The sequence below is a fragment of the Rhodococcus sp. PvR099 genome (assembly GCF_017833315.1).
Lineage (GTDB): Bacteria > Actinomycetota > Actinomycetes > Mycobacteriales > Mycobacteriaceae > Rhodococcus_G > Rhodococcus_G oryzae.
Genome location: NZ_JAFIBV010000001.1, coordinates 5,071,705 through 5,092,460, shown reverse-complemented (window position 1 = coordinate 5,092,460; position 20,756 = coordinate 5,071,705). Strand labels below are relative to the sequence as shown.

Here is a 20,756-nt window from a genome sequence, read left to right as displayed (position 1 = left end):
CTCTTCTGCGATCCGACGCCCTGACGCTAGTCCTTGTCTCGCCGCGCCTGCGCGGGAAAGATACTGTTCGCGTCACGCCGGTGATCACCGCAGAGGAGCGCAGTCTTGGACTTCGATCAGCCGCTCGCCGTTCCCCCCGCCGACGGGCTGGGGTTCGCCACCTCGTGGCCGGTCCGTACGGGCGACGTCGCTCCTGACAACCGGCTCCGGCTCGACGGCATCACCCGGTACCTGCAGGACATCGGGTCCGACAACCTGGACGCCTCCGAACTCGCCGATCTCGACCCGCTGTGGATCGTGCGGCGAACCGTGATCGACGTCGTCCGCCCCGCACTGTGGCCGGACCGGATCCATCTGCGCCGCTGGTGTTCCGGCCTGTCGACCCGCTGGTCGGCGATGCGAGTGCAGCTCACCAGCGAGAAGGGCGCGCTGATCGAGACCGAGGGCTTCTGGATCAACATCAGCCCCGACACCGGGATGCCGACCCGGATCAGCGACAAGGGCATCGCCCTGCTGTCGCGGACCACCGACGAGCACCGACTCAAATGGCGCCCGTGGCTCGGCGGGCCGCCGCCGGAGGACGACGGCACCGACGCCCGATTCCACCTGCGCTCGACCGACCTGGACCCGATGGGCCACGTGAACAACGCGGCATACTGGCACGCCGTCGAGGACCACCTCGTGGCCCGGCCCGACCTGCTCGCCGGCCCGCACCGCGCCGTTCTCGAATACAACGCGCCCATCACCGGAGGCGAGGACGTCCACGTCCGCGCCACGCAGGACGCCGAGTCGATGAGCCTGTGGTTCCTGGTCGGCGGCGAAGTGAGGGCCGTTGCCCGGGTCTCGGGCATCGACCACTACTGAGCCGCCGACCGGCGGCCCCTACTTCTTGGCGATCGCCACCATCTCGGCGAGGTCGAGCAGCTTGACCCGCGGCCGACCGGACGCCTTGCCGAGCTCGCGCTCGCGGGCGTCGATCGCCTTCCACCCCGCCCAGTCCAGCGCCTCGGGCTGACGGTCCGCCAGCAGCGCCTCGAGCGCCTCGCGGTCGCCCTTCGGCGCGGGCAGCCGGTCCGCGGCGAGGTCCTCGATGACCAGCGCGATGGTGTCGTGCGCGCACTGCCGGTTGGTGCCGATCACGCCGGAGGGCCCGCGCTTGATCCAGCCTGCGGTGTAGGTGCCCGGCATCGGCTCGCCGGACTCCGGGTAGGTGACCCGGCCTGCGACGTTCGCGATCGTGCCGCGCGCGTCGTCGAACGGCAGGTCCGCGACCGGCACGCCCCGGTAGCCGACCGAGCGCAGCACCATGCGGGTCTCGAGCAATTCGGTCTGATCTGTGCTGCTCGCCCGCAGCGTGCCGTCCGGGCCCTCGACCATCTCGTTGCGCGCCACCACAACCCCGCTGACGTGGTCGTCGCCCTGGATCTCGACGGGCGAGGCCAGGAACCGCAGCACGATCCGCTTCACGTGGCCGGCAAGGGGACGCTCCGCGTACTCGCGCAGGATCTCCATCTTCAGCCGCTTGGCCGGGTTCTCCGCGACCTCGGCCGCGCTGTGGCTGTCGAGCTCGAGCTCGGCCGGGTCGACGATCACGTCCACGTCGGGCATCTGTCCGAGGGCCAGCAGCTCCGGGCTGGTGAAGGCCGCCTGGACGGGTCCGCGCCTGCCCAGCACCACGACCTCGCGGACGGCGCTGCCGCGCAGCGCTTCCACCGCGTGCTCGGCCATGTCGGTGCGGGCCAGCTTGTCCGGGTCGGTGACCAGGAGACGGGCCACGTCGAGCGCGACGTTGCCGTTGCCGACGATGACCGCGCGCGTGCCGGACAGGTCGAAGGTGTGGTCCGCGTACTCGGGGTGTCCGTTGTACCAGGCGACGAACTCGGTGGCGGCGAGGCTGCCGGGAAGGTCCTCACCGGGGATGCCGAGGTGCCGGTCGCTGGGCGCACCGACCGTGTAGAGCACCGCGTGGTGGTGCTCCATCAGGTCCTCGTGCGTGAGGTGCTTGCCGACCTCCACGTTCAGGTGCAGCCGGAAGCCGGGACGCCGCGAGACCTCCGCGAACACGTCGGTGACCGCCTTGGTCTCCGGGTGGTCGGGCGCCACGCCCGCGCGCACCAGGCCCCACGGCGTCGGCAGGCGGTCGAACATGTCGACCTCGATGCCCGAGCGCTTGAAGGAGAGCAGCTCGCGGGCGGCGTAGAAGCCGGACGGCCCGGCGCCGACGATCGCGACGCGGAAGGGTTCCTGGTCGGTCTTGGGGAACTTCAGCGAGGGGGCGGGATCCGCGTACTCGATCTCGGTGCCCGCGAAGTAGTCGGCGTTGATCTTCGAGTACCGCGCCATCGCCTCGGGCAGGTCGTCGTCGCGGAAGATCGCGTCCACCGGGCACGCATCGACGCAGAGCCCGCAGTCGATGCAGGTCTCCGGATCGATGTAGAGCATCTCGGTCGACCTGAATCCGCGCTCGTCCGGCGTCGGATGGATGCAGTCCACCGGGCACACCTCGGTGCAGCTAGCGTCGTTGCAACAAGGCTGGGTGATCACGAACGCCACTGTCGGCCTCCTCCAAAACTAGAACCTGTTCCTGCGACAATACCCGGCTGGTGCGAGCAAAGTCACAGAGGATCAGAGGATAGCCGCGCTGCCCCGCTCCCGACCGGATTCGGGCAGGTCGCGGGCGCCCCGATGGACCTGTCGGCGGGTCAGCCGAGGAACTTCTTGCCCGCCACCACGGCCACGCCGAGCAGGATCGCCAGGATCAGCGCCCAGCCGAAGCCGAGCAGCCACCAGGCCACCCCGAAGATCACGATCGCGGGCGCAGCAGCAACCAACGAGATCGCCGGATTCTCGCGGACCACCTCGAGCGCCGACTGCGCCTTCGAGCGGTCGATACCCTTGCCTGCCATCGAATCCTCCGTGGTGGTCGCCCGAACCGATGCCGGGGAATGTCCCTCCAACAGTAGACGCGAAACGGCCCCCGCACCCATTGCTGGGGGCGGGGGCCGTTTCACAGGCGCAAGAAGCGCTTACCGGTAATCGGTGCTGAAGCCGTAGTCGTCGAGCGGAACAGCAGCTCCGGTCCCGGTGCCGAAGCCTTCGGGGCTGTAGTACTGATCGTCGTACGACGGCACGGCGTAGGCCGCGGCGCGCGCCTCTTCGGTCGGCTGAACCTGGATGTTCCGGTAACGGTTGATGCCCGTACCGGCAGGGATCAGCTTGCCGATGATGACGTTCTCCTTGAGACCGATCAGCTTGTCCGAGCGGCAGTTGATGGCCGCATCGGTCAGCACGCGAGTGGTCTCCTGGAAGGACGCCGCCGACAGCCACGAATCGGTCGCCAGCGAGGCCTTGGTGATGCCCATGAGCACCGGACGACCGGCTGCGGGCTCACCACCCTCGGCGACGACGCGACGGTTGGCCGCCTCGAACTCGGAACGCTCGGTGAGCGAACCGGGCAGGAACTCGGTGGCGCCGGAGTCGATGATCGTCACGCGACGCAGCATCTGACGAACGATCGTCTCGATGTGCTTGTCGTGGATCGACACACCCTGGCTCCGGTACACCTCCTGAACCTCGTTGACCAGGTGGATCTGCACCTGACGCGGGCCCATGACGCGCAGCACCTCGTGCGGATCGGCAGCGCCCTCCATGAGCTGCTGGCCGACCTCGACGTGGTCACCGTCCGCCAGCAGGCGCTCGGAACCGTCGTCGTGCTTGAAGACGCGCAGACGCTGACGCTTGGACAGCTTGTCGTAGACGACCTCTTCGCCGCCATCGTCCGGGACGATGGTGATCTTGTAGAAGCGGTCGCCGTCCTCGAGCTGCACCCGTCCGGTGACGTCGGCGATCGGGGCCTTGCCCTTGGGGACGCGGGCCTCGAACAGCTCCTGGACACGCGGCAGACCACCGGTGATGTCCTCGCCTGCGACACCACCCTGGTGGAAGGTACGCATGGTCAGCTGGGTACCCGGCTCACCGATGGACTGGGCGGCGACGATGCCGACAGCCTCACCGATGTCCACCAGCTTGCCGGTCGCCATCGAGCGGCCGTAGCAGGTGGCGCAGACGCCGGTGCCGGTGGTGCAGGTGAGCACGGAGCGCACCTTCACATCGGTGATGCCGGCCTCGAGCAGTGCGTCGATGGCCGGGTCACCCAGGTCGGCGCCGCGCTCGACGATGACCGTGCCGTTGGCGTCGACCGCGTCCGCGGCCAGCGTGCGGGCGTAGGTGCTGGTCTCCACGTGTGCATCCCGGATCAGCGAGCCGTCGGCCTGCTTCTCCGCGATCGTGGTGACGATGCCGCGCTCGGTGCCACAGTCCGTCTCGCGAACGATGACGTCCTGCGAGACGTCCACCAGACGACGGGTCAGGTAACCCGAGTCGGCGGTACGCAGCGCGGTATCTGCCAGACCCTTACGGGCGCCGTGCGTGTTGATGAAGTACTCGAGAACGGTCAGGCCTTCCTTGAAGGAAGACTTGATCGGACGCGGGATGAACTCACCCTTCGGGTTCGTCACCAGGCCCTTCATACCGGCGAGCGACCGAACCTGCGTCATGTTGCCGGCGGCGCCGGACTTCACGATCATCGGGATCGGGTTGTCGTCGGGGAAGTAGGCCTCCATGGCCTTACCGACCTCGTCGGTGGCCTCGGACCAGATCTTCACCAGGGCGCTGTTGCGCTCGGTGTGGTTGAGGGCACCGCGCTGGTACTTCTTCTCGATCTGCTCGGCCTGGCCCTCGAACTTGTCCATGATCTCGGACTTGCTCGGCGGCACAAGGACGTCGGAGATCGAGACCGTGACGCCCGAACGGGTCGCCCAGTAGAAGCCGGCGTCCTTGAGCTTGTCCACGGTCTGCGCGACCACGATCATCGGGTAGCGCTCGGCGAGATCGTTGATGATCGTCGCCTGACGCTTCTTCGGCATCTGCTCGTTCACGAACGGGTAGTCCGCGGGGAGCAGCTCGTTGAAGAGCACGCGACCCAGGGTGGTCTCGGCGATCCAGCCGTCGCCGTAGTTCCAGCCGCCGTCGGGGAACAGCTCGTCCTCGAGCTCGCGCGGCGGACGCTGGGTGGTCAGGCGGACCTTGATCTGGGCCTGGACCTTCAGCGCGCCACGATCGACGGCCATGATCGCCTCGGCGGGCGACGAGTAGGCGCCGACCTCGGGACGATCCTTGCCTGCCGCGACGAGCTCACCGACGACACCCTCGTCCAGACGGGTCAGGTGGTACAGACCGGTCACCATGTCCAGACGCGGCATGGCGAGCGGGCGACCCGACGCGGGCGACAGGATGTTGTTCGAGGACAGCATCAGGATGCGGGCCTCGGCCTGCGCCTCCGCGGACAGCGGGAGGTGCACGGCCATCTGGTCACCGTCGAAGTCGGCGTTGAAGGCCTCACACACCAGCGGGTGCAGCTGGATGGCCTTGCCCTCGACGAGCTGCGGCTCGAAGGCCTGGATGCCGAGGCGGTGCAGCGTGGGTGCACGGTTCAGCAGCACCGGGTGCTCGGCGATGACCTCTTCGAGGACGTCCCACACCTGAGCGCGCTGACGCTCGACCATGCGCTTGGCCGACTTGATGTTCTGCGCGTGGTTCAGGTCCACCAGGCGCTTCATCACGAACGGCTTGAACAGCTCGAGAGCCATCAGCTTCGGCAGACCGCACTGGTGCAGCTTGAGCTGCGGGCCGACGACGATGACCGAACGGCCCGAGTAGTCGACGCGCTTGCCGAGCAGGTTCTGACGGAAACGACCCTGCTTGCCCTTGAGCAGGTCGCTCAGGGACTTCAGCGGGCGGTTGCCCGGACCGGTGACCGGACGTCCACGACGGCCGTTGTCGAACAGCGCGTCGACGGACTCCTGCAGCATCCGCTTCTCGTTGTTGACGATGATCTCGGGCGCGCCGAGATCGATCAGTCGCTTGAGGCGGTTGTTGCGGTTGATCACGCGGCGGTACAGGTCGTTCAGGTCGGAGGTGGCGAACCGGCCACCGTCGAGCTGAACCATCGGACGCAGCTCCGGCGGGATCACCGGCACGGCGTTGAGGACCATGCCCATCGGCGAGTTGCCGGTGGACTGGAAGGCCGCGACGACCTTGAGGCGCTTGAGCGCGCGCAGCTTCTTCTGACCCTTGCCGCTGCGGATGGTCTCCCGGAGGATCTCCGCCTCGGCGTCGATGTCGAAGTTCTCCATCAGCTTCTGGATGGACTCCGCGCCCATCGCGCCGGTGAAGTACTCGCCGTAGCGGTCCACCATCTCGCGGTAGAGGCCCTCGTCGACGATGAGCTGCTTCGGGGCGAGCTTGGTGAAGGTCGTCCAGATCTCCTCGAGCCGGTCCAGCTCGCGCTGGGCCCGGTCACGGAGCTGACGCATCTCGCGCTCGCCGCCGTCCTTGACCTTGCGGCGCACGTCGGACTTGGCGCCCTCGGCCTCGAGCTCGGCGATGTCCGACTCGAGCTTCTGTGCGCGGGCCTCGAGGTCGGCGTCGCGCTGGTCGGCGACGGACTTCTTCTCGACCTCCATCTCGGCCTGCAGGGTGGAGAGCTCGTTGTGGCGGAGCTCGTCGTCGACCGCGACGATCACGTAGGCGGCGAAGTAGATGATCTTCTCGAGATCCTTCGGCGCCAGGTCCAGCAGGTAACCGAGACGGCTCGGCACGCCCTTGAAGTACCAGATGTGGGTCACAGGAGCGGCGAGCTCGATGTGGCCCATGCGCTCACGGCGCACCTTCGCGCGGGTCACCTCGACGCCGCAGCGCTCACAGATGATGCCCTTGAAGCGGACGCGCTTGTACTTACCGCAGTAGCACTCCCAGTCCCGGGTGGGGCCGAAGATCTTCTCGCAGAAGAGGCCGTCCTTCTCGGGCTTGAGCGTGCGGTAGTTGATGGTCTCCGGCTTCTTGACCTCGCCGAACGACCACTGACGGATGTCCTCAGCGGTGGCAAGGCCGATGCGGAGTTCATCGAAGAAGTTGACGTCGAGCACGTAACTTCCTTTCCCCAGAGGGATTATGGTGTGCGCTTCTCAGCGCCTACCTGTCTGCCAAATTCAAATGTGGGCTACGCCCCCGGGCCACATCAACGACGTGGCCCGGGGACCAAACACCTAGTTCGCGAGATCGTCCACGGTCGCCGCCTCGTTCCTGGACAGGTTGATGCCCAGGTTCGCTGCCGCACGCTCGAGATCCTCGTCGTCGCCGTCGCGCATCTCGATGGCCGCGCCGTCCGAGGACAGCACCTCCACGTTGAGGCAGAGCGACTGGAGCTCCTTGAGGAGCACCTTGAACGACTCGGGGATGCCCGGCTCGGGGATGTTCTCGCCCTTGACGATGGCCTCGTACACCTTCACGCGGCCGACCACGTCATCCGACTTGATGGTGAGCAGCTCCTGCAGCGTGTATGCCGCGCCGTAGGCCTGCATCGCCCAGCACTCCATCTCACCGAAGCGCTGGCCACCGAACTGGGCCTTACCGCCGAGCGGCTGCTGGGTGATCATCGAGTACGGACCGGTCGAACGAGCGTGGATCTTGTCGTCGACGAGGTGGTGCAGCTTGATGATGTACATGTAGCCGACCGAGACCGGGTACGGGAACGGCTCGCCGGAGCGGCCGTCGAACAGGGTGGCCTTTCCGTCCGGGCCCACCATCTGCTCGCCGTCGCGGTTCGGCAGGGTCGCGCCAAGCAGACCGGTCAGCTCGTCTTCCTTGGCACCGTCGAACACCGGGGTGGCGATGTTGCTGTCGGCCGGGGCCGAGAGCATCTCCTCGGGCAGGGTCGAGGCCCAGTCCGGACGGGTGCCGTCGCTGGCGATCTGCACGTTCCAGCCGGTCTTGCCAATCCAACCCAGGTGGGTTTCCAGGATCTGACCGATGTTCATACGACGCGGCACGCCGTGGGTGTTCAGGATGATGTCGACGGGGGTGCCGTCGGACAGGAACGGCATGTCCTCCTGCGGGAGGATCTTGCCGATGACACCCTTGTTGCCGTGGCGGCCGGCGAGCTTGTCGCCGTCCTGGATCTTGCGCTTCTGTGCCACGTAGACGCGGACCAGCTCGTTGACACCGGGGGGCAGATCGTCGTCGTCATCGCGCGAGAACACGCGGATGCCGATGACCTTGCCGTTCTCACCGTGCGGGACCTTGAGGGACGTGTCGCGGACCTCACGGGCCTTCTCACCGAAGATGGCGCGCAGCAGACGCTCCTCCGGGGTCAGCTCGGTCTCGCCCTTCGGCGTGACCTTTCCGACCAGCACGTCGCCGTCACGGACCTCGGCACCGATGCGGATGATGCCGCGCTCGTCGAGGTCGGCGAGGACCTCGTCCGAGACGTTCGGGATGTCGCGAGTGATCTCCTCGGCACCGAGCTTGGTGTCGCGGGCGTCGATCTCGTGCTCCTCGATGTGGATCGAGGTCAGGACGTCCTCTTCCACGAGGCGCTGCGACAGGATGATCGCGTCCTCGTAGTTGTGGCCCTCCCACGGCATGATCGCGACGAGCAGGTTCTTGCCCAGCGCCATCTCACCGGCTTCGGTGCAGGGACCGTCGGCGATGACCTGGCCGGCCTCGACCCGGTCGCCCTCGTCCACGATCGGACGCTGGTTGGCGCAGGTGCCCTGGTTCGAGCGGGCGAACTTGCGCATCCGGTAGGTCTTGCGGCTGCCGTCGTCCGCCATCACGGTGACGTAGTCGGCCGAGACCTCCTCGATGACGCCGGTCTTCTCGCTGACGACGACGTCGCCCGCGTCGACCGCGGCGCGCAGCTCCATGCCGGTGCCGACCAGCGGCGCCTCGGAACGGACCAGCGGCACTGCCTGACGCTGCATGTTCGCACCCATCAGGGCGCGGTTGGCGTCGTCGTGCTCGAGGAACGGGATCATCGCGGTCGCGACGGAGACCATCTGTCGCGGCGAGACGTCCATGTAGTCGACGTCCTCGGCCGGGATCAACTCGACCTCGCCGCCCTTGGTGCGGACGAGGACGCGGTCCTCGGTCAGGCGACCGTCCTTGTCGACCACGGCGTTGGCCTGGGCCTTGACGTGGCGGTCCTCCTCGTCGGCGGTCAGGTAGTCCACCTGGTCGGTGACCTGTCCGTCGACGACCTTGCGGTACGGGGTCTCGATGAAGCCGAACGGGTTGACCCGCGCGTACACCGACAGCGAACCGATCAGGCCGATGTTCGGGCCCTCAGGGGTCTCGATCGGGCACATGCGGCCGTAGTGCGACGGGTGCACGTCTCGCACCTCGAGGCCGGCGCGCTCACGGGACAGACCACCGGGGCCGAGCGCCGAGAGACGACGCTTGTGGGTCAGGCCCGACAGCGGGTTGTTCTGGTCCATGAACTGCGAGAGCTGGGAGGTTCCGAAGAACTCCTTGATCGCGGCCACGACGGGACGGATGTTGATCAGGGTCTGCGGCGTGATCGCCTCGACGTCCTGGGTCGTCATCCGCTCGCGCACGACGCGCTCCATGCGGGACAGGCCCACCCGGATCTGGTTCTGGATCAGCTCGCCAACGGTGCGGAGACGACGGTTACCGAAGTGGTCGATGTCGTCGACCTCGACCGGGACCTCGACGCCGTCGGGCGCCGTCATCGCGGTGTCACCGGCGTGCAGGCGCACCAGGTACTCGATCGTCGCGACGATGTCTTCCTCGGTGAGGGTCGACGCGGTGATCGGCTGGCCGTGGTTCAGGCCCAGCTTCTTGTTGATCTTGTAGCGACCAACGCGGGCGAGGTCGTAGCGCTTCTCCTTGAAGAACAGGTTCTCCAGCAGGGTCTGCGCGCTCTCCTTCGTGGGCGGCTCGCCCGGACGCAGCTTGCGGTAGATGTCGAGCAGCGCCTCGTCGGTGCCTGCCGTGTTGTCCTTCTCCAGGGTGGCCATGAGGATCTCGGAGAAGCCGAAGCGCTCCGTGATCTGCTCGGTGGTCCAGCCGAGGGCCTTGAGCAGCACGGTGACCGGCTGACGACGCTTGCGGTCGATGCGGACGCCGACGGTGTCGCGCTTGTCGACGTCGAACTCCAGCCACGCACCGCGGCCGGGGATCACCTTGACGCTGTGCAGGTCCTTCTCGGTGCCCTTGTCCACGGAGTGGTCGAAGTAGACACCCGGGGAGCGAACGAGCTGCGAGACGACGACGCGCTCGGTGCCGTTGATGATGAAGGTGCCCTTGTCGGTCATCATCGGGAAATCACCCATGAAGACCGTCTGGCTCTTGATCTCGCCGGTGTTGTTGTTGATGAACTCCGCGGTGACGAACAAGGGCGCCGCGTAGGTCATGTCCTTGTCTTTGCACTCATCGGTCGAGGCCTTGACCTCGTCGAAGCGCGGGTCCGAGAAGGACAGCGACATCGATCCCGAGAAGTCCTCGATCGGGGACAGCTCGGTGAGGATGTCCTCCAGACCGCCGGTGACACTGCCGTCGCCGCGGGCGGCTGCCCGCTCACGCCATGCAGGCGATCCGATCAACCATTCAAAAGAATCCGTCTGTAGATCAAGTAGCCCTGGAACTTCGAGAGGTTCGCGAATCTTCGCGAACGAGACCCTCTTCGGGGCTCCGGGGATTCCGGCATTTGCCTTGGTCTGGCTAGAGACTGCCAAGATGCGTCCTTCCAGCACCTCACGCGGGCCGCTCGTGCTGCGCGACCGCCGCTGTATCTGCTTCTTCATGTGGGGCGAATTCGCTGGTCACAACCCGAACGAAACTCGCCAACAGACGCAGGAAGCGAACGCTTCACAGGCGGTGAGGTGGAGAGGTGGACAGGAGGCAGCCAGCGCAACGTCCAAAGGTACCCGAAGTCGACGCAGAATACAACTGGACAGGGCAGCCCAAACGGTGCCCAAGCCTGGCGTCCGTGCAATCCCTCGCGCCCGGTGCCTCCATTTGCGCCGGCGCGATCTTGCGCGGACCCGCTCCTACAGAAGGAGCGATCTCGCATGTCTCGCCATTAGAGTGACGCCTCAACCCCGCCGCGTCAAGACACGTCTCGGCGATTTGCCCCGCGGACACCGCCGGGACACCCGATCCGAGCCCCGATCAGCGGTCCCGGATGTCCGTGATCACCCAGTGGTCGCCGGACTTCGCCATGGTCACCGACAGCGGTCCCTGTGCGCTCCCCTGCGCCGCACCGTCGTTGGTCGCACTCACGTTCATGCTGGCCACGAGCTCGGCGCGGTCGTCCGAGAGCAACTTCAGACCGATGTCGGTCACCTCGGCGTTGGTGGCCGTCTTCGTCTGGATGACGGCATCCTTGGTGACCGCGGCGGTCTTGTCGAACTGTTCGCGCATGGCGTCGTCGAGGACCGCCCGCGCGTTCTCGAAGTCCTGCTCGACCGTGTCGAACTTGTACGTGTAGAGCGTCTGGATCGCATTTTTCGCGTCGGCCGTGACCTTCGAGGTCTCCGAGGTGTCGACCCAGGCCTGGTTCGGGACGTCGGCACCGGGCCGGAACGCGGCGACGAGCGCGAAGACACCGAGCCCAAGCGCCACCAAGCCGATCGTGGTGACCCGCTTCCAGCCCGCCATGACCATTTCCTGGTCGACCACAGGCTCGTCGACCGATTCTCCGTCGACCGCGGCCTCGGGAGCGGACGACGCGTCGGCGTCCGCCCCGGTCGCGCGCGGGCGCAGGGAACTGGTCCGGTTGATCGTCTTCGGCGCCTGCTCCGGCTCGGTCGCGGCGCTCTCGCCGCTCGCGTCGGCCACTACCGCTGCGGTGGCCTCCGTGTCGCCCGTGGCCTCCGCGGCGGCGACAGGCGTCCCTGCGGGCGGGCTGACGACATCGGGGCCCACTGCCACGACCTCGGTCTCGGTCGCGGCCGAACTCGCGGGCGGGGTGGCCTCGGGTTCGCTCACGGGTCCGCGGGGCGTACCGGACCCGGTACCGGCCACGCGGGGGCGACGCCCCTTGGGCTGGGGCGTGCTGGTGGTGCGACGACGTGGGGGCACTGTTCGATACTCCTTAGCTGTTCCGCTGCCGGATTGCCGCTGGTGCGGGGCCGAGGCCCTACTGTCCGCCGGACTCGGGAGCGGGGGCAGGGGCCCCTTCGGGCACGGGCGCCGGGGCCGGGGCGGGTGCCGGGGTGCCGGGGTCCATGGCGAGAGGCTGGCCGACGTTCTCGACCTTCGAGGCCTTCCAGACGCCGTCGACATCGGTCAGACCGATTCGCATCGTTATCTTGACCTTGCTGGTCGGCTTGTTCGGCCAGGTCGTGGTCGTGGTGAGCACGACGAGCGAGTTCGCGGTGCCCTCGTCTCGGCTCATCGCGGTGAGCGCGGCGTCGAGCACGTTCGCCTCACTCTTCGCGCCGGTCTGCTTGACCTGCTCGGCCATCTGATCCTTGGTCTCGGCCAGCGCATTGAGCATCTCGTCGCCGGTGATAGACGACTCCATGTTCGCGAACGTCTGGTCCAGATTCCCCGAGTCGACGGTGTTGAGATTGATCGCTGACTGGCGCGCGCCGGTCAGCGCGTCGTCGCGCGCGGCGGCCGCCGGCTTGTCCGAGAACAGGGCATGACCCCAACCGAACCCGAACCAGACGGCGGCCACGAGGGCCCCGATGGCGAGCACACTCACCGCAGCGAGAACAGGCTTCAGCAGTTTCGTGCTACGCATCACTTTTTCTACCCTACTACTTGGTAACTTCTGCTCGACTCCGCCGGAGCGGCATCACTTCGGGGTGATGCCGAGCAAGGGCGCGAGCTGCGTCGCGATCGGGTTGAGGTTGAGCTTGTCCGGATCGACCTTCGGCTTGTTGTCCCACGGCTGCGGTGTGGCCGGGTCCGCGTACACGATCCGGTTGGCGCTACGCACGCCGGTGACGCTGCCCAGCGGCGTGGTGCAGTTGGCCTGCATGTTCAGCGGGAACTCGTCGCGGGTCGGGTCGAAGTCGGGGTTCTCCCGCTTCATCTGCGCGAGGATCTCGTGCGTCCCCTCGTAGCCCTGGGTGCACGGCGGCGGGTTGTTGGTCTCCAGCAAAAGGCCCTGGTGCAGGGTGCCGTCGCCGGGTGCCGCGGTGCTCGCTCCCGCCGCCAGTCCCGGAAGGAACATCAACAGGGCGTTGAGTGCCAGGGTCCGCGGACCGAGGGCCGCCGTCACCAGCGCCAGGTTGTCCAGGTCGGTGGTCAGGGCCGGGCCCGCCGAATCGATCAGCGAACCGACCTCGTTGCTCGCGGCGGTGCCGGTCTCGATGAGGCGCCGCAGGTCCGGATCGCTGGCCCGGAGCTGGGCAGCCACCAGGTCCAGATCGGAGCTGAACTGGCGGATCGCCGAGGACTGCTCCGACTGGGTGTCGAGCACGGTCCTGGTGTCCCGGATCAGCGTCAGCGTCTGCGGCAGGTTGTCGATCCCCTCCTGCGAGAGGGTGTTGAGCGAATCCACCAGTACCTGCAGGTCGTCACCCTTGCCGTTGAACGCCTTGCCCAGCTCGGTGACCGTGGTGTTCAGCGCCTTCAAGGGCACCGAGCGCACCAGCGCGTTCGTGCTCGCCAGCACCTCCTCCACCGGAACCGGGGTGGCGGTGTCCTGGCGGACGATCAGCGATCCGTCCTCCAGGTAGGGGCCCTCGTCACTGCTCGGCTGCAGGTCGACGTACTGCTCACCGATCGCCGACCGGTTCGCCACCACGGCCTTGGCCGAGGACGGGATCTCCGGGGCGCTGGTGTTGATCTTCAGGTCGACCAGCACGCCGTCGTCGGTGAGGTGCAGGTCCCCCACCGTGCCGACCGGCACGCCGCGGTAGCTGACCTCGGCGTTGGTGAAGATGCCGCCGGAGTCGGCGAAGTCCGCCTGCACCGTGTACTGGCCGAATCCCAGCAGGTTGTCGAGCCGCACGTACTTCGCGCCGACGTAGAGCAGGCCGACGATCGCGACCAGCGCGAACGCCACCAACTGCCAGCGCACCAGAGCCGACCTCATCGTCCACCCACTCCCAGCTTGTCGAGCAGACCGCTCAGCGGATTCTGGTCCTTCTTCTCGGCGACCGGCTCGGTGCCGGGCGCCACCGGGGCGCCAGGAGCGGGCGCGGGCTTCGGGACGATCGGCGGCAACGGCAGGATCGAGACCGTCGGCCAGCCGGGCCGCGGGCCGTTCCCGTTGTAGTACGGGTTCGACGGGTCCACCTTCGGGACGTATCCGCCGTATCCGGGCGGCGGCGGAACGTAGACCGGGTCGGGCAGTCCCACCCCGAGCGCCTCGAACTGCTGGCCGAGTCGCATGTCCAGCGAGAGGAAGAGGTTCATCGAGTTGCCGTGGATGACCTTCTCCGCACCGTCCGGGAACGGGAACGTCGGGATCAGCGGGAGCACGGTCACCAGGTCCTCGCTCGAGTCGGCGAGCGCCTGCAGGGTCGGCCGCAGCGCGCGCAGGTCGGCGATCAGGTTGTCCTTGGACTGGACCAGCACGTCGGTGCCGACCTGACCGAGCCGATCCAGCTGGGTGAGCATCTGGATGAACTGCGGTTCCTGCTCGTTCAGGACCTGCACCGCGGGAGGGATCTCCGCGAGGATCTTCTCGATCTGATCGGTCTGCTCGTTGACCCGACCGGTGAGGGTGTCGAGCCCGTCGAGCGCCCTTGTGATGTCGTCGCGCTGCTTGTTCAGCCCGTCGATCAGCGTGTTCGCCTGGTCGAGCAGACTGCGTGCCTTGGACTCGCGGCCGTCCAGGGCCGTGGTGAGCTCGTGGATGATCGGCTGCAGCTGGGCGACCCCGCCGCCGTTGAGCAGCAGCGACAGCGCGCCGAGCACCTGCTCGATGTCGGTGGCGTGCCGGGTCCGGTCCACGGGGATCGTCGACCCGTCACTGAGCCGGGCCGCGTCGGCGTTGACGGGCGGGGCCTTGAGTTCGATGAACTTCTCACCGAGCAGGCTGGTCTGCTGCACCGACGCAAGCGCGTTCGCCGGCAGATCGACCGCGGAATCGACGACGACACCGACGGCCGCCGTCCAACCGTCGTCCGGGACGTCGATGCTCTCCACCCGCCCGACCGGGACGCCGTCGACCTTCACGGTGGACTGGGGCACCAGGTCGAGCACGTCATCGAACTCCACCGTCAGGTGCATCGGGTCGCTGCCGAGGTCGGCGCCACCGGGCAACGGAATGCCGTAGATGCCCTTGGACCCACAACTCGCGACCGTCAACGCGACGACGCATGCGCCGACACCGATCGCAACCGAACGCTTCACTGACCGTTCCTGCATCACTGGCCACCCCGCGGGATGTTCTGGTCGCTGAGGCCGGGGGCCTGCGAGTTTCCGAGTCGGGGCGAGACGTTTCCTGGGACCGTACCGGGCTGCGAGGGCCGCTGGAGGTTGTCGCCGCTGAGGATGCCGAACGGCAGATTCAACGACGGTGTCTTCACGCCCGCGGTCACCTGGTCCATGATCATCTTGCAGTTCTGGATCAGCGGCGCCATCTGGCGACCGAGCGCGTCGAACTTCGGGTCGCCCGGCATCAGCTTGCCGAGGTCGATCAGCTTGCACAGGGTCCCGAACGGGTCCTGCGTCTCGGGCAGGTTCACCCTCGAGGCAAGCGTTCCGGACTCCGCGTCGTACGAGTTCACGACGTTGCTGATGGCGATCGGCAGGGTGGTCAACGCGTCGACCAGGTCCTGCCGGTTGTCGGCGAGGGTCTGCGTCACCTGGACCAATCCTTCCGCGTTGCTCGTGACGGCCTCCTGGTTGTCGCGGACGAACACCGCCACGTCACCGAGCGCGAAGGAGAGCTGGTTCAGCGCGTCGCCGAGGTTCTTCCTTTCCCCGGCCAGGAAGCCGCTGAGATCGGAGAGCTGGGAGTTGAACTGGCGCACCTGCTCGTCGTTGGCCGCCAGCGCGCTGACGAAGGTCTGCAGGTTCCGGATCGTCTCGAACAGGTCACCCCTGTTGAGATTGAGGGTCTCGGCAGCCTTGGACAGCTCGGTGATGGTGGCGCCGAGCGCCTCACCGTTGCCGTCGAGGTTCTTGGCCGCGGTGTCGACGAACTCGGACAGCGCGCCGTCCTTGTTCGCCCCCTCCGGCCCGAGCGCCCTCGACAGCTCGTCGATGCTCGAGTAGAGCTGATCGACCTCGACCGGGGTCGCGGTCCGCTCGCGGGGAATGGTGGCGCCGGACTCCATCGCCTCGCCGCCCGAGTACGCGGGGGCGAGCTGGATGTACCGGTCGGACACCACCGACGGGGTGATCTGCGCGGCCTTGGCATCTTCGGGGATCTTCACCCCGCGATCGACGCGCATGGTGACCCGGACCTGGTCACCCAGTGGCTCGACCTCGTTGACCGAGCCGACCTTCACGCCGAGCACCCGGACGTCCGAGCCGTCGTAGATGCCGACCGACTTGTCGAAGTACGCGGTGATCTTGGTGGTCCCCGCTCGGGTCAACAGCCACCAACCGCCGAATCCCAGCACCAGCAGCCCCACCAGTACCAGCGCGGTGGCCACGATCTGACGGCTGCTGAACTTCTGCATCCTTCCCGAGGTCACGCCGGTCATCAGTTGCCCCCAATGGTTCGAACGGGATCGCGGTAACCCGGGATGAGCGGGAGCGCGGGCGGCGTCAGGTTCACGACCACCTGGTCGAACCAGCGACCGTTGCCGACGATGTTCGCGTACAGCCGGGTGAACGGTGCGTACAGCTTGATCGCCCGGTCCAGGTTGGCGTTGTTGTCCTGCAGGATCTGCACGACGCCGCGGAGCTGCTCGAGCGCGGGACCGATCTGCGCCTCGTTGTCCTTGACCAGCCCGGTCAGCTGCTGCGAGAGCCGCTGGGTCCCGGTGAGCAGCTGGGAGATCGCCTGCTGGCGGCTGTTCAGCTCGCCGAGCAGCAGGCCTGCGCTGCCGATCAGCTTGGTGAACTCGGCGTTGCGGTCGGCGAGCACCTTGGAGGTGTCCGCGGTCGCGGCGAAGAGCTTGCGCAGCTCCTCATCCCGGCTACCGATGGTCTTCGACAGCCGCGTCACCCCGTCGAGCGAGGCCCGGATGTCCGCGGGCGTCTCCGAGAACGCCTCGGACAGCGTCTTCATGCTCTGCGCGAGCTGCGGCGTGTCGATCGCGTCCAGCGTGGTGGTCGCGTCGCCGAAGGCGTCGAGCACGTCGTACGGGGAGGTGGTGCGCTCCAACGGGATCGTGTCCCTGGCGTCCAGGGTGTCGGATCCGCGCGGGTCGAGGGCCAGGTACTTCTGGCCGAGGACCGTCTTGATCTGAATCGACGCGGTGGTCTGGTCGCCCACCCAGGCGTCCTTGACCTTGAACGCGACCTCGACCTTGTCGCCGTCGAGCTCGACGGCGGTCACCTTGCCGACCTTGACGCCCGCGATGCGGACCTCGTTGCTCGGCTTGAGCCCGGCCGCCTCGGTGAACTGGGCCCGGTAGGTGGCGCCCGCACCGATGATCGGCAGGTCATCGAGGAAGAAGGCCGACACCGTGGCGAGCAGCGCCACCACGATGCCGAGCGCTCCGATGGCGGCTGGGCTACGACGTTGCTTCACTGTCCGGCCCCGTTCGCCGAGCACCGCGGTGCGGAGTTGGTGTAGATCGGCTGATTGACGGTCGGGAGTCCCGTCGGCAGGTTGAGATACGGCGACTCACCGGGACCCGCGACGACGTCGAGTCCGCACAGGTAGAACTGGAACCACGACCCGTAGCTCGCGATGCGGGACAGCTTGTCCAGCTTCACCGGCAGGGTGGCCAGGATCTTGTTCACGTCGTCGCTCTGCGCGTTCAGCGTTCCTGCCAGCGTGTTGAGCGCGGACACCGAGCCCTGGATCGACGGCCTCGTCGGTTCGAGCACGTCCGCGGTGGCATCGGCCAGCCCGGCGAGCGAGGTCACCGCGCTCCCGACCACGCCGCGATCGTTGGCCAGCCCCGTGACGAGCTGCTCGGTGTTGACGATCAGCGAGCTCAGCTCCTCGTCGTGCTTGTTGACGGTCTCGAGAACCCCGTTGAGGTTGTTGATCACGTCGCCGATCACTCGGTCCTTGTCCGCGATGGTGTTGGTCAGGCTGGCCGTGTTGCGCACCAGTTCGGAAATCGTGCCGCCCTCGCCCTGGAACACCTGGATGATCTGGAACGACAGCTTGTTCACGTCGTCGGCGCTGAGCGTCTGGAACAGCGGCCGGAAGCCGTTGAAGAGGGTCGTCAGGTTGACCGCGGGCTTGGTGCGCTCGATCGGGATGGTCGCGCCGCCGGACAGCTTCATGCCCTGCGCGCCCTCGCCCTGCTCCAGCGCGATGTAGCGCTGGCCGACCAGGTTCCGGTAGCGGATCGTGGCGGTCGAGCTGGCCGGGAGCCAGTCGCGGTCGGTCAGCGAGAACTGGACCTTCGCCTCCCGCTCGTTGACGATCGCGATCTCGTTGACCTGTCCGACGCGTACGCCCGCGATTCGGACCTCGTCGCCCTTGTTGAGCGACGCGACGTCCGTGAAGATCGCGTTGAACTTGGTACCACCGCCACCGCTGGTGTTCGCGATGGTCAAGGCCAGCGTCGCGGTCGCCAACACTGTGACGACGGCGAAGATGATGAGCTTGATCAGGGGAGCCGCGAGACCTCTCATCGGACACTCACCTCCGTTCCCCTCAATGCCGGCGCGCCCAGCAGCGTCGTCCAACCCGGCACCGCCTCCGGCAGGGTGCCGGTGCCCTTCCCGTAGATGACTGCCAATGTGTCCTGCTCGAGTGTCGATCCGGTGTAAGCGGCGGGCGTATTCTGCCCGGTCGCGGGGCTCGGGACCACCGAGTACTGCGGGGCGGCGGGCGACGGCACGAACGAGGGGCCCGGGTTGCGCGAGGGCACCTGGTAGGAACCGTCGTTGTACGAGCCGCCCGGGTACTGGCCGAACTTGTAGCCGGGCGCCGCAGGCTGATAGCACTTGGCGCCGCGGTTGTCGAAGAGCCGGGGCTCGTCCTGGTTCGGCAGGTAACGCCCCTTCGGGTTCACGAACACCGTGGCCGCGCGGGCGCCCGGGTGGTCCTTGAGGCTGCCGTCCGGGTTGAGCCCGAGGATGGCGCTTGCGCTCTCCACGATCGGCACGAACTGCGAGAAGGTGCAGCCGAAGGTCGGCGATGCAGCGGCCAGGACCTCGAGGGCCTCCCGCGAATCCGCCGCGATGGAGATCAGCGAGTCCTTGTTGACCTCCAGGAAGTCCGCGGTGCTGCCTGCGGTGGCGGTGACCGAGGACATCAGCGCCCGGATCTGGTTCTGCTGCTGGACCACGGTCGCGCCGGTGGTCCGCAGGTTGTCGAACGCATTGATCAGGTCGGGAGCGGCTTCCGAGTAGGTCTGCGAGAAGTCCGCGAGACCGCGCAGGCCCTCCTGCAGGTTCGGCAGCTCGGTGTTGACCCCGGCGAAGATTGTCTCGAGTCGCTCGATGCTCAACCCGATGTCGTTGCCGCGCCCCGCAAGTGCCTGCGACAGCGCACCGAGGGTGTTCGCCAGGTCCTGCGGCGGAACGGCCTGCAGCAGCGGCAGCAGCCCGTCGAGCAGTTCGCCGACCTCGATCGCGTTGCCGCTCTTGTCCTGGAGCAGCGTGTCGCCCTGCGAGATCGGGGCGGCGGTGTCGCCTGTCGGCACGATCAGCGAGACGTAGCGCTCACCGAACAGGGTCTTCGGCAGCAGCCGCGCCGTCGCGTTGGACGGGATCAGCTCGGCCTTGTCGGGGTCGATCGCCAGGACCGAGGTGACCTTGCCGTCTTCGGTCGAGGCCGACCGCACCTCACCCACGATCAACCCGCGCACCTTCACGTCCGCGTGGCTGGGCAGCGAGTTGCCGACCGAGTCGGTCACGAGGTTGACCTTCACGACCTCTTTGAACGACTTGTTGTACATCCCGATCGTGAACACCAGGAACAACGCGAGAACGAGAAAGAATGCCAGGCCAAGAATGCGTCGGCGCAGCACCGAACCACCGTCGGTCATCCGGCCACCCTCACTGTGGTCGTGGTGCCCCAGATGGCGAGGCTGAGGAAGAAGTCCAGCACCGCGATCGTCACGATCGCGGTCCGCACCGCCCGGCCGACGGCGACGCCCACGCCCGCCGGTCCGCCGGAGGCGTTGTAGCCGTAGTAGCAGTGGATCATGATCAGCACGAAGGCGAAGACCAGCACCTTGCCGAAGGACCAGAGCACGTCCACCGGCGGTAGGAACAGGTTGAAGTAGTGGTCGTACGACCCGCTCGACTGCCCGTTGAAGACGGTGTTGATCAGCCTCGATGCCAGATACGCGGCCATCAGACCGACGATGTAGAGCGGCACGACCGCGATGAACCCGGCGATCATCCGGGTGGTGACCAGGAACGGCACACTCGGCACCGCCATGACCTCGAGCGCGTCGATCTCCTCCGAGATGCGCATGGCACCGAGCTGGGCGGTGAAGCCACAGCCGACCGTCGCCGACAGCGCGAGGGCAGCCACGAGCGGGGCGATCTCGCGGGTGTTGACGTACGCGGAGAGGAAGCCGGTCAGCACGGAACTGCCGAGCTGCTCGAGCGCCGCGTACCCCTGCAGGCCCACGACGACGCCGGTGAAGCCGGACATCATCACGATGACGCCGATCGTTCCGCCGATGACGGCCAGCGCACCGCTGCCGAAGGTGACCTCGGCGAGCAGCCGGAGGACCTCTCGGCCGTAGTGCGTGAGCGTCCGCGGAATCCAGCCGATTGCCCTTGCGTAAAAGGACATCTGGTCGCCGGCGCGATCGAGAACGTGCAGCGGCGCGCGGGTCACCTTGCGCGCACGCATCAGTGTCCGGTCGCCGCGACCCTTGGCGATCGTCATG

The 20,756-nt window shown here is 67.3% G+C and carries 14 protein-coding genes; 1 reads left to right on the top strand and 13 read right to left on the bottom strand.

The window, feature by feature from the left end; all coding sequences use genetic code 11:
• Positions 1-105: 105 nt before the first annotated feature.
• Positions 106-864 (top strand): acyl-[acyl-carrier-protein] thioesterase, encoded by a 759-nt coding sequence (locus JOE46_RS23730; RefSeq protein WP_097210966.1) that lies wholly within the window; start codon positions 106-108, stop codon positions 862-864.
• Between the two features lie 18 nt (positions 865-882).
• On the opposite strand, the gene JOE46_RS23725 is transcribed toward JOE46_RS23730, so the two are convergent.
• The 13 genes from JOE46_RS23725 to JOE46_RS23665 form a co-directional block, all read right to left on the bottom strand.
• Entirely contained in the window at positions 883-2,553 is a 1,671-nt protein-coding gene (locus JOE46_RS23725; RefSeq protein ID WP_097210965.1) for a 4Fe-4S binding protein, read from the bottom strand.
• A 149-nt stretch (positions 2,554-2,702) separates the two neighbouring features.
• Positions 2,703-2,906, bottom strand: a complete 204-nt coding sequence (locus JOE46_RS23720) for a hypothetical protein (RefSeq protein WP_077040743.1) — start codon at positions 2,904-2,906, stop codon at positions 2,703-2,705.
• A gap of 120 nt (positions 2,907-3,026) precedes the next feature.
• A complete protein-coding gene (locus JOE46_RS23715; protein ID WP_097210964.1) occupies positions 3,027-6,986 on the bottom strand; it encodes a DNA-directed RNA polymerase subunit beta' in 3,960 nt (1,319 codons plus the stop codon).
• A 120-nt stretch (positions 6,987-7,106) separates the two neighbouring features.
• On the bottom strand, positions 7,107-10,613 hold the full coding sequence (rpoB, locus tag JOE46_RS23710) for a DNA-directed RNA polymerase subunit beta (RefSeq protein ID WP_097211093.1): 3,507 nt from the start codon (positions 10,611-10,613) through the stop codon (positions 7,107-7,109).
• A 418-nt stretch (positions 10,614-11,031) separates the two neighbouring features.
• Positions 11,032-11,850, bottom strand: a complete 819-nt coding sequence (locus JOE46_RS23705) for a hypothetical protein (protein WP_097210963.1) — start codon at positions 11,848-11,850, stop codon at positions 11,032-11,034.
• A 151-nt stretch (positions 11,851-12,001) separates the two neighbouring features.
• Positions 12,002-12,610 carry a hypothetical protein gene (locus JOE46_RS23700; protein WP_097210962.1) on the bottom strand — a complete coding sequence of 203 codons (609 nt, stop codon included), beginning with the start codon at positions 12,608-12,610 and terminating at the stop codon, positions 12,002-12,004.
• A 54-nt stretch (positions 12,611-12,664) separates the two neighbouring features.
• Complete coding sequence (locus JOE46_RS23695) at positions 12,665-13,912, bottom strand: MCE family protein (RefSeq protein ID WP_097210961.1); 1,248 nt, start codon at positions 13,910-13,912, stop codon at positions 12,665-12,667.
• Positions 13,909-15,177, bottom strand: coding sequence for an MCE family protein (locus JOE46_RS23690; RefSeq protein WP_179800487.1), 1,269 nt, complete (start codon positions 15,175-15,177; stop codon positions 13,909-13,911). The genes JOE46_RS23695 and JOE46_RS23690 overlap by 4 nt, the downstream gene beginning before the upstream one ends.
• Positions 15,178-15,191: 14 nt before the next feature.
• On the bottom strand, positions 15,192-16,478 hold the full coding sequence (locus tag JOE46_RS23685) for an MCE family protein (RefSeq protein WP_373560237.1): 1,287 nt from the start codon (positions 16,476-16,478) through the stop codon (positions 15,192-15,194).
• Entirely contained in the window at positions 16,478-17,473 is a 996-nt protein-coding gene (locus JOE46_RS23680; RefSeq protein ID WP_097211091.1) for an MCE family protein, read from the bottom strand. The genes JOE46_RS23685 and JOE46_RS23680 overlap by 1 nt, the downstream gene beginning before the upstream one ends.
• Positions 17,470-18,537 carry an MCE family protein gene (locus JOE46_RS23675; RefSeq protein ID WP_097210959.1) on the bottom strand — a complete coding sequence of 356 codons (1,068 nt, stop codon included), beginning with the start codon at positions 18,535-18,537 and terminating at the stop codon, positions 17,470-17,472. Before JOE46_RS23675 ends, JOE46_RS23680 begins: the two co-directional genes overlap by 4 nt.
• Positions 18,534-19,898, bottom strand: coding sequence for an MCE family protein (locus tag JOE46_RS23670; protein ID WP_097210958.1), 1,365 nt, complete (start codon positions 19,896-19,898; stop codon positions 18,534-18,536). Before JOE46_RS23670 ends, JOE46_RS23675 begins: the two co-directional genes overlap by 4 nt.
• Positions 19,895-20,755, bottom strand: a complete 861-nt coding sequence (locus JOE46_RS23665) for an ABC transporter permease (protein WP_077040736.1) — start codon at positions 20,753-20,755, stop codon at positions 19,895-19,897. Before JOE46_RS23665 ends, JOE46_RS23670 begins: the two co-directional genes overlap by 4 nt.
• Between the last annotated feature and the right edge of the window lies 1 nt (position 20,756).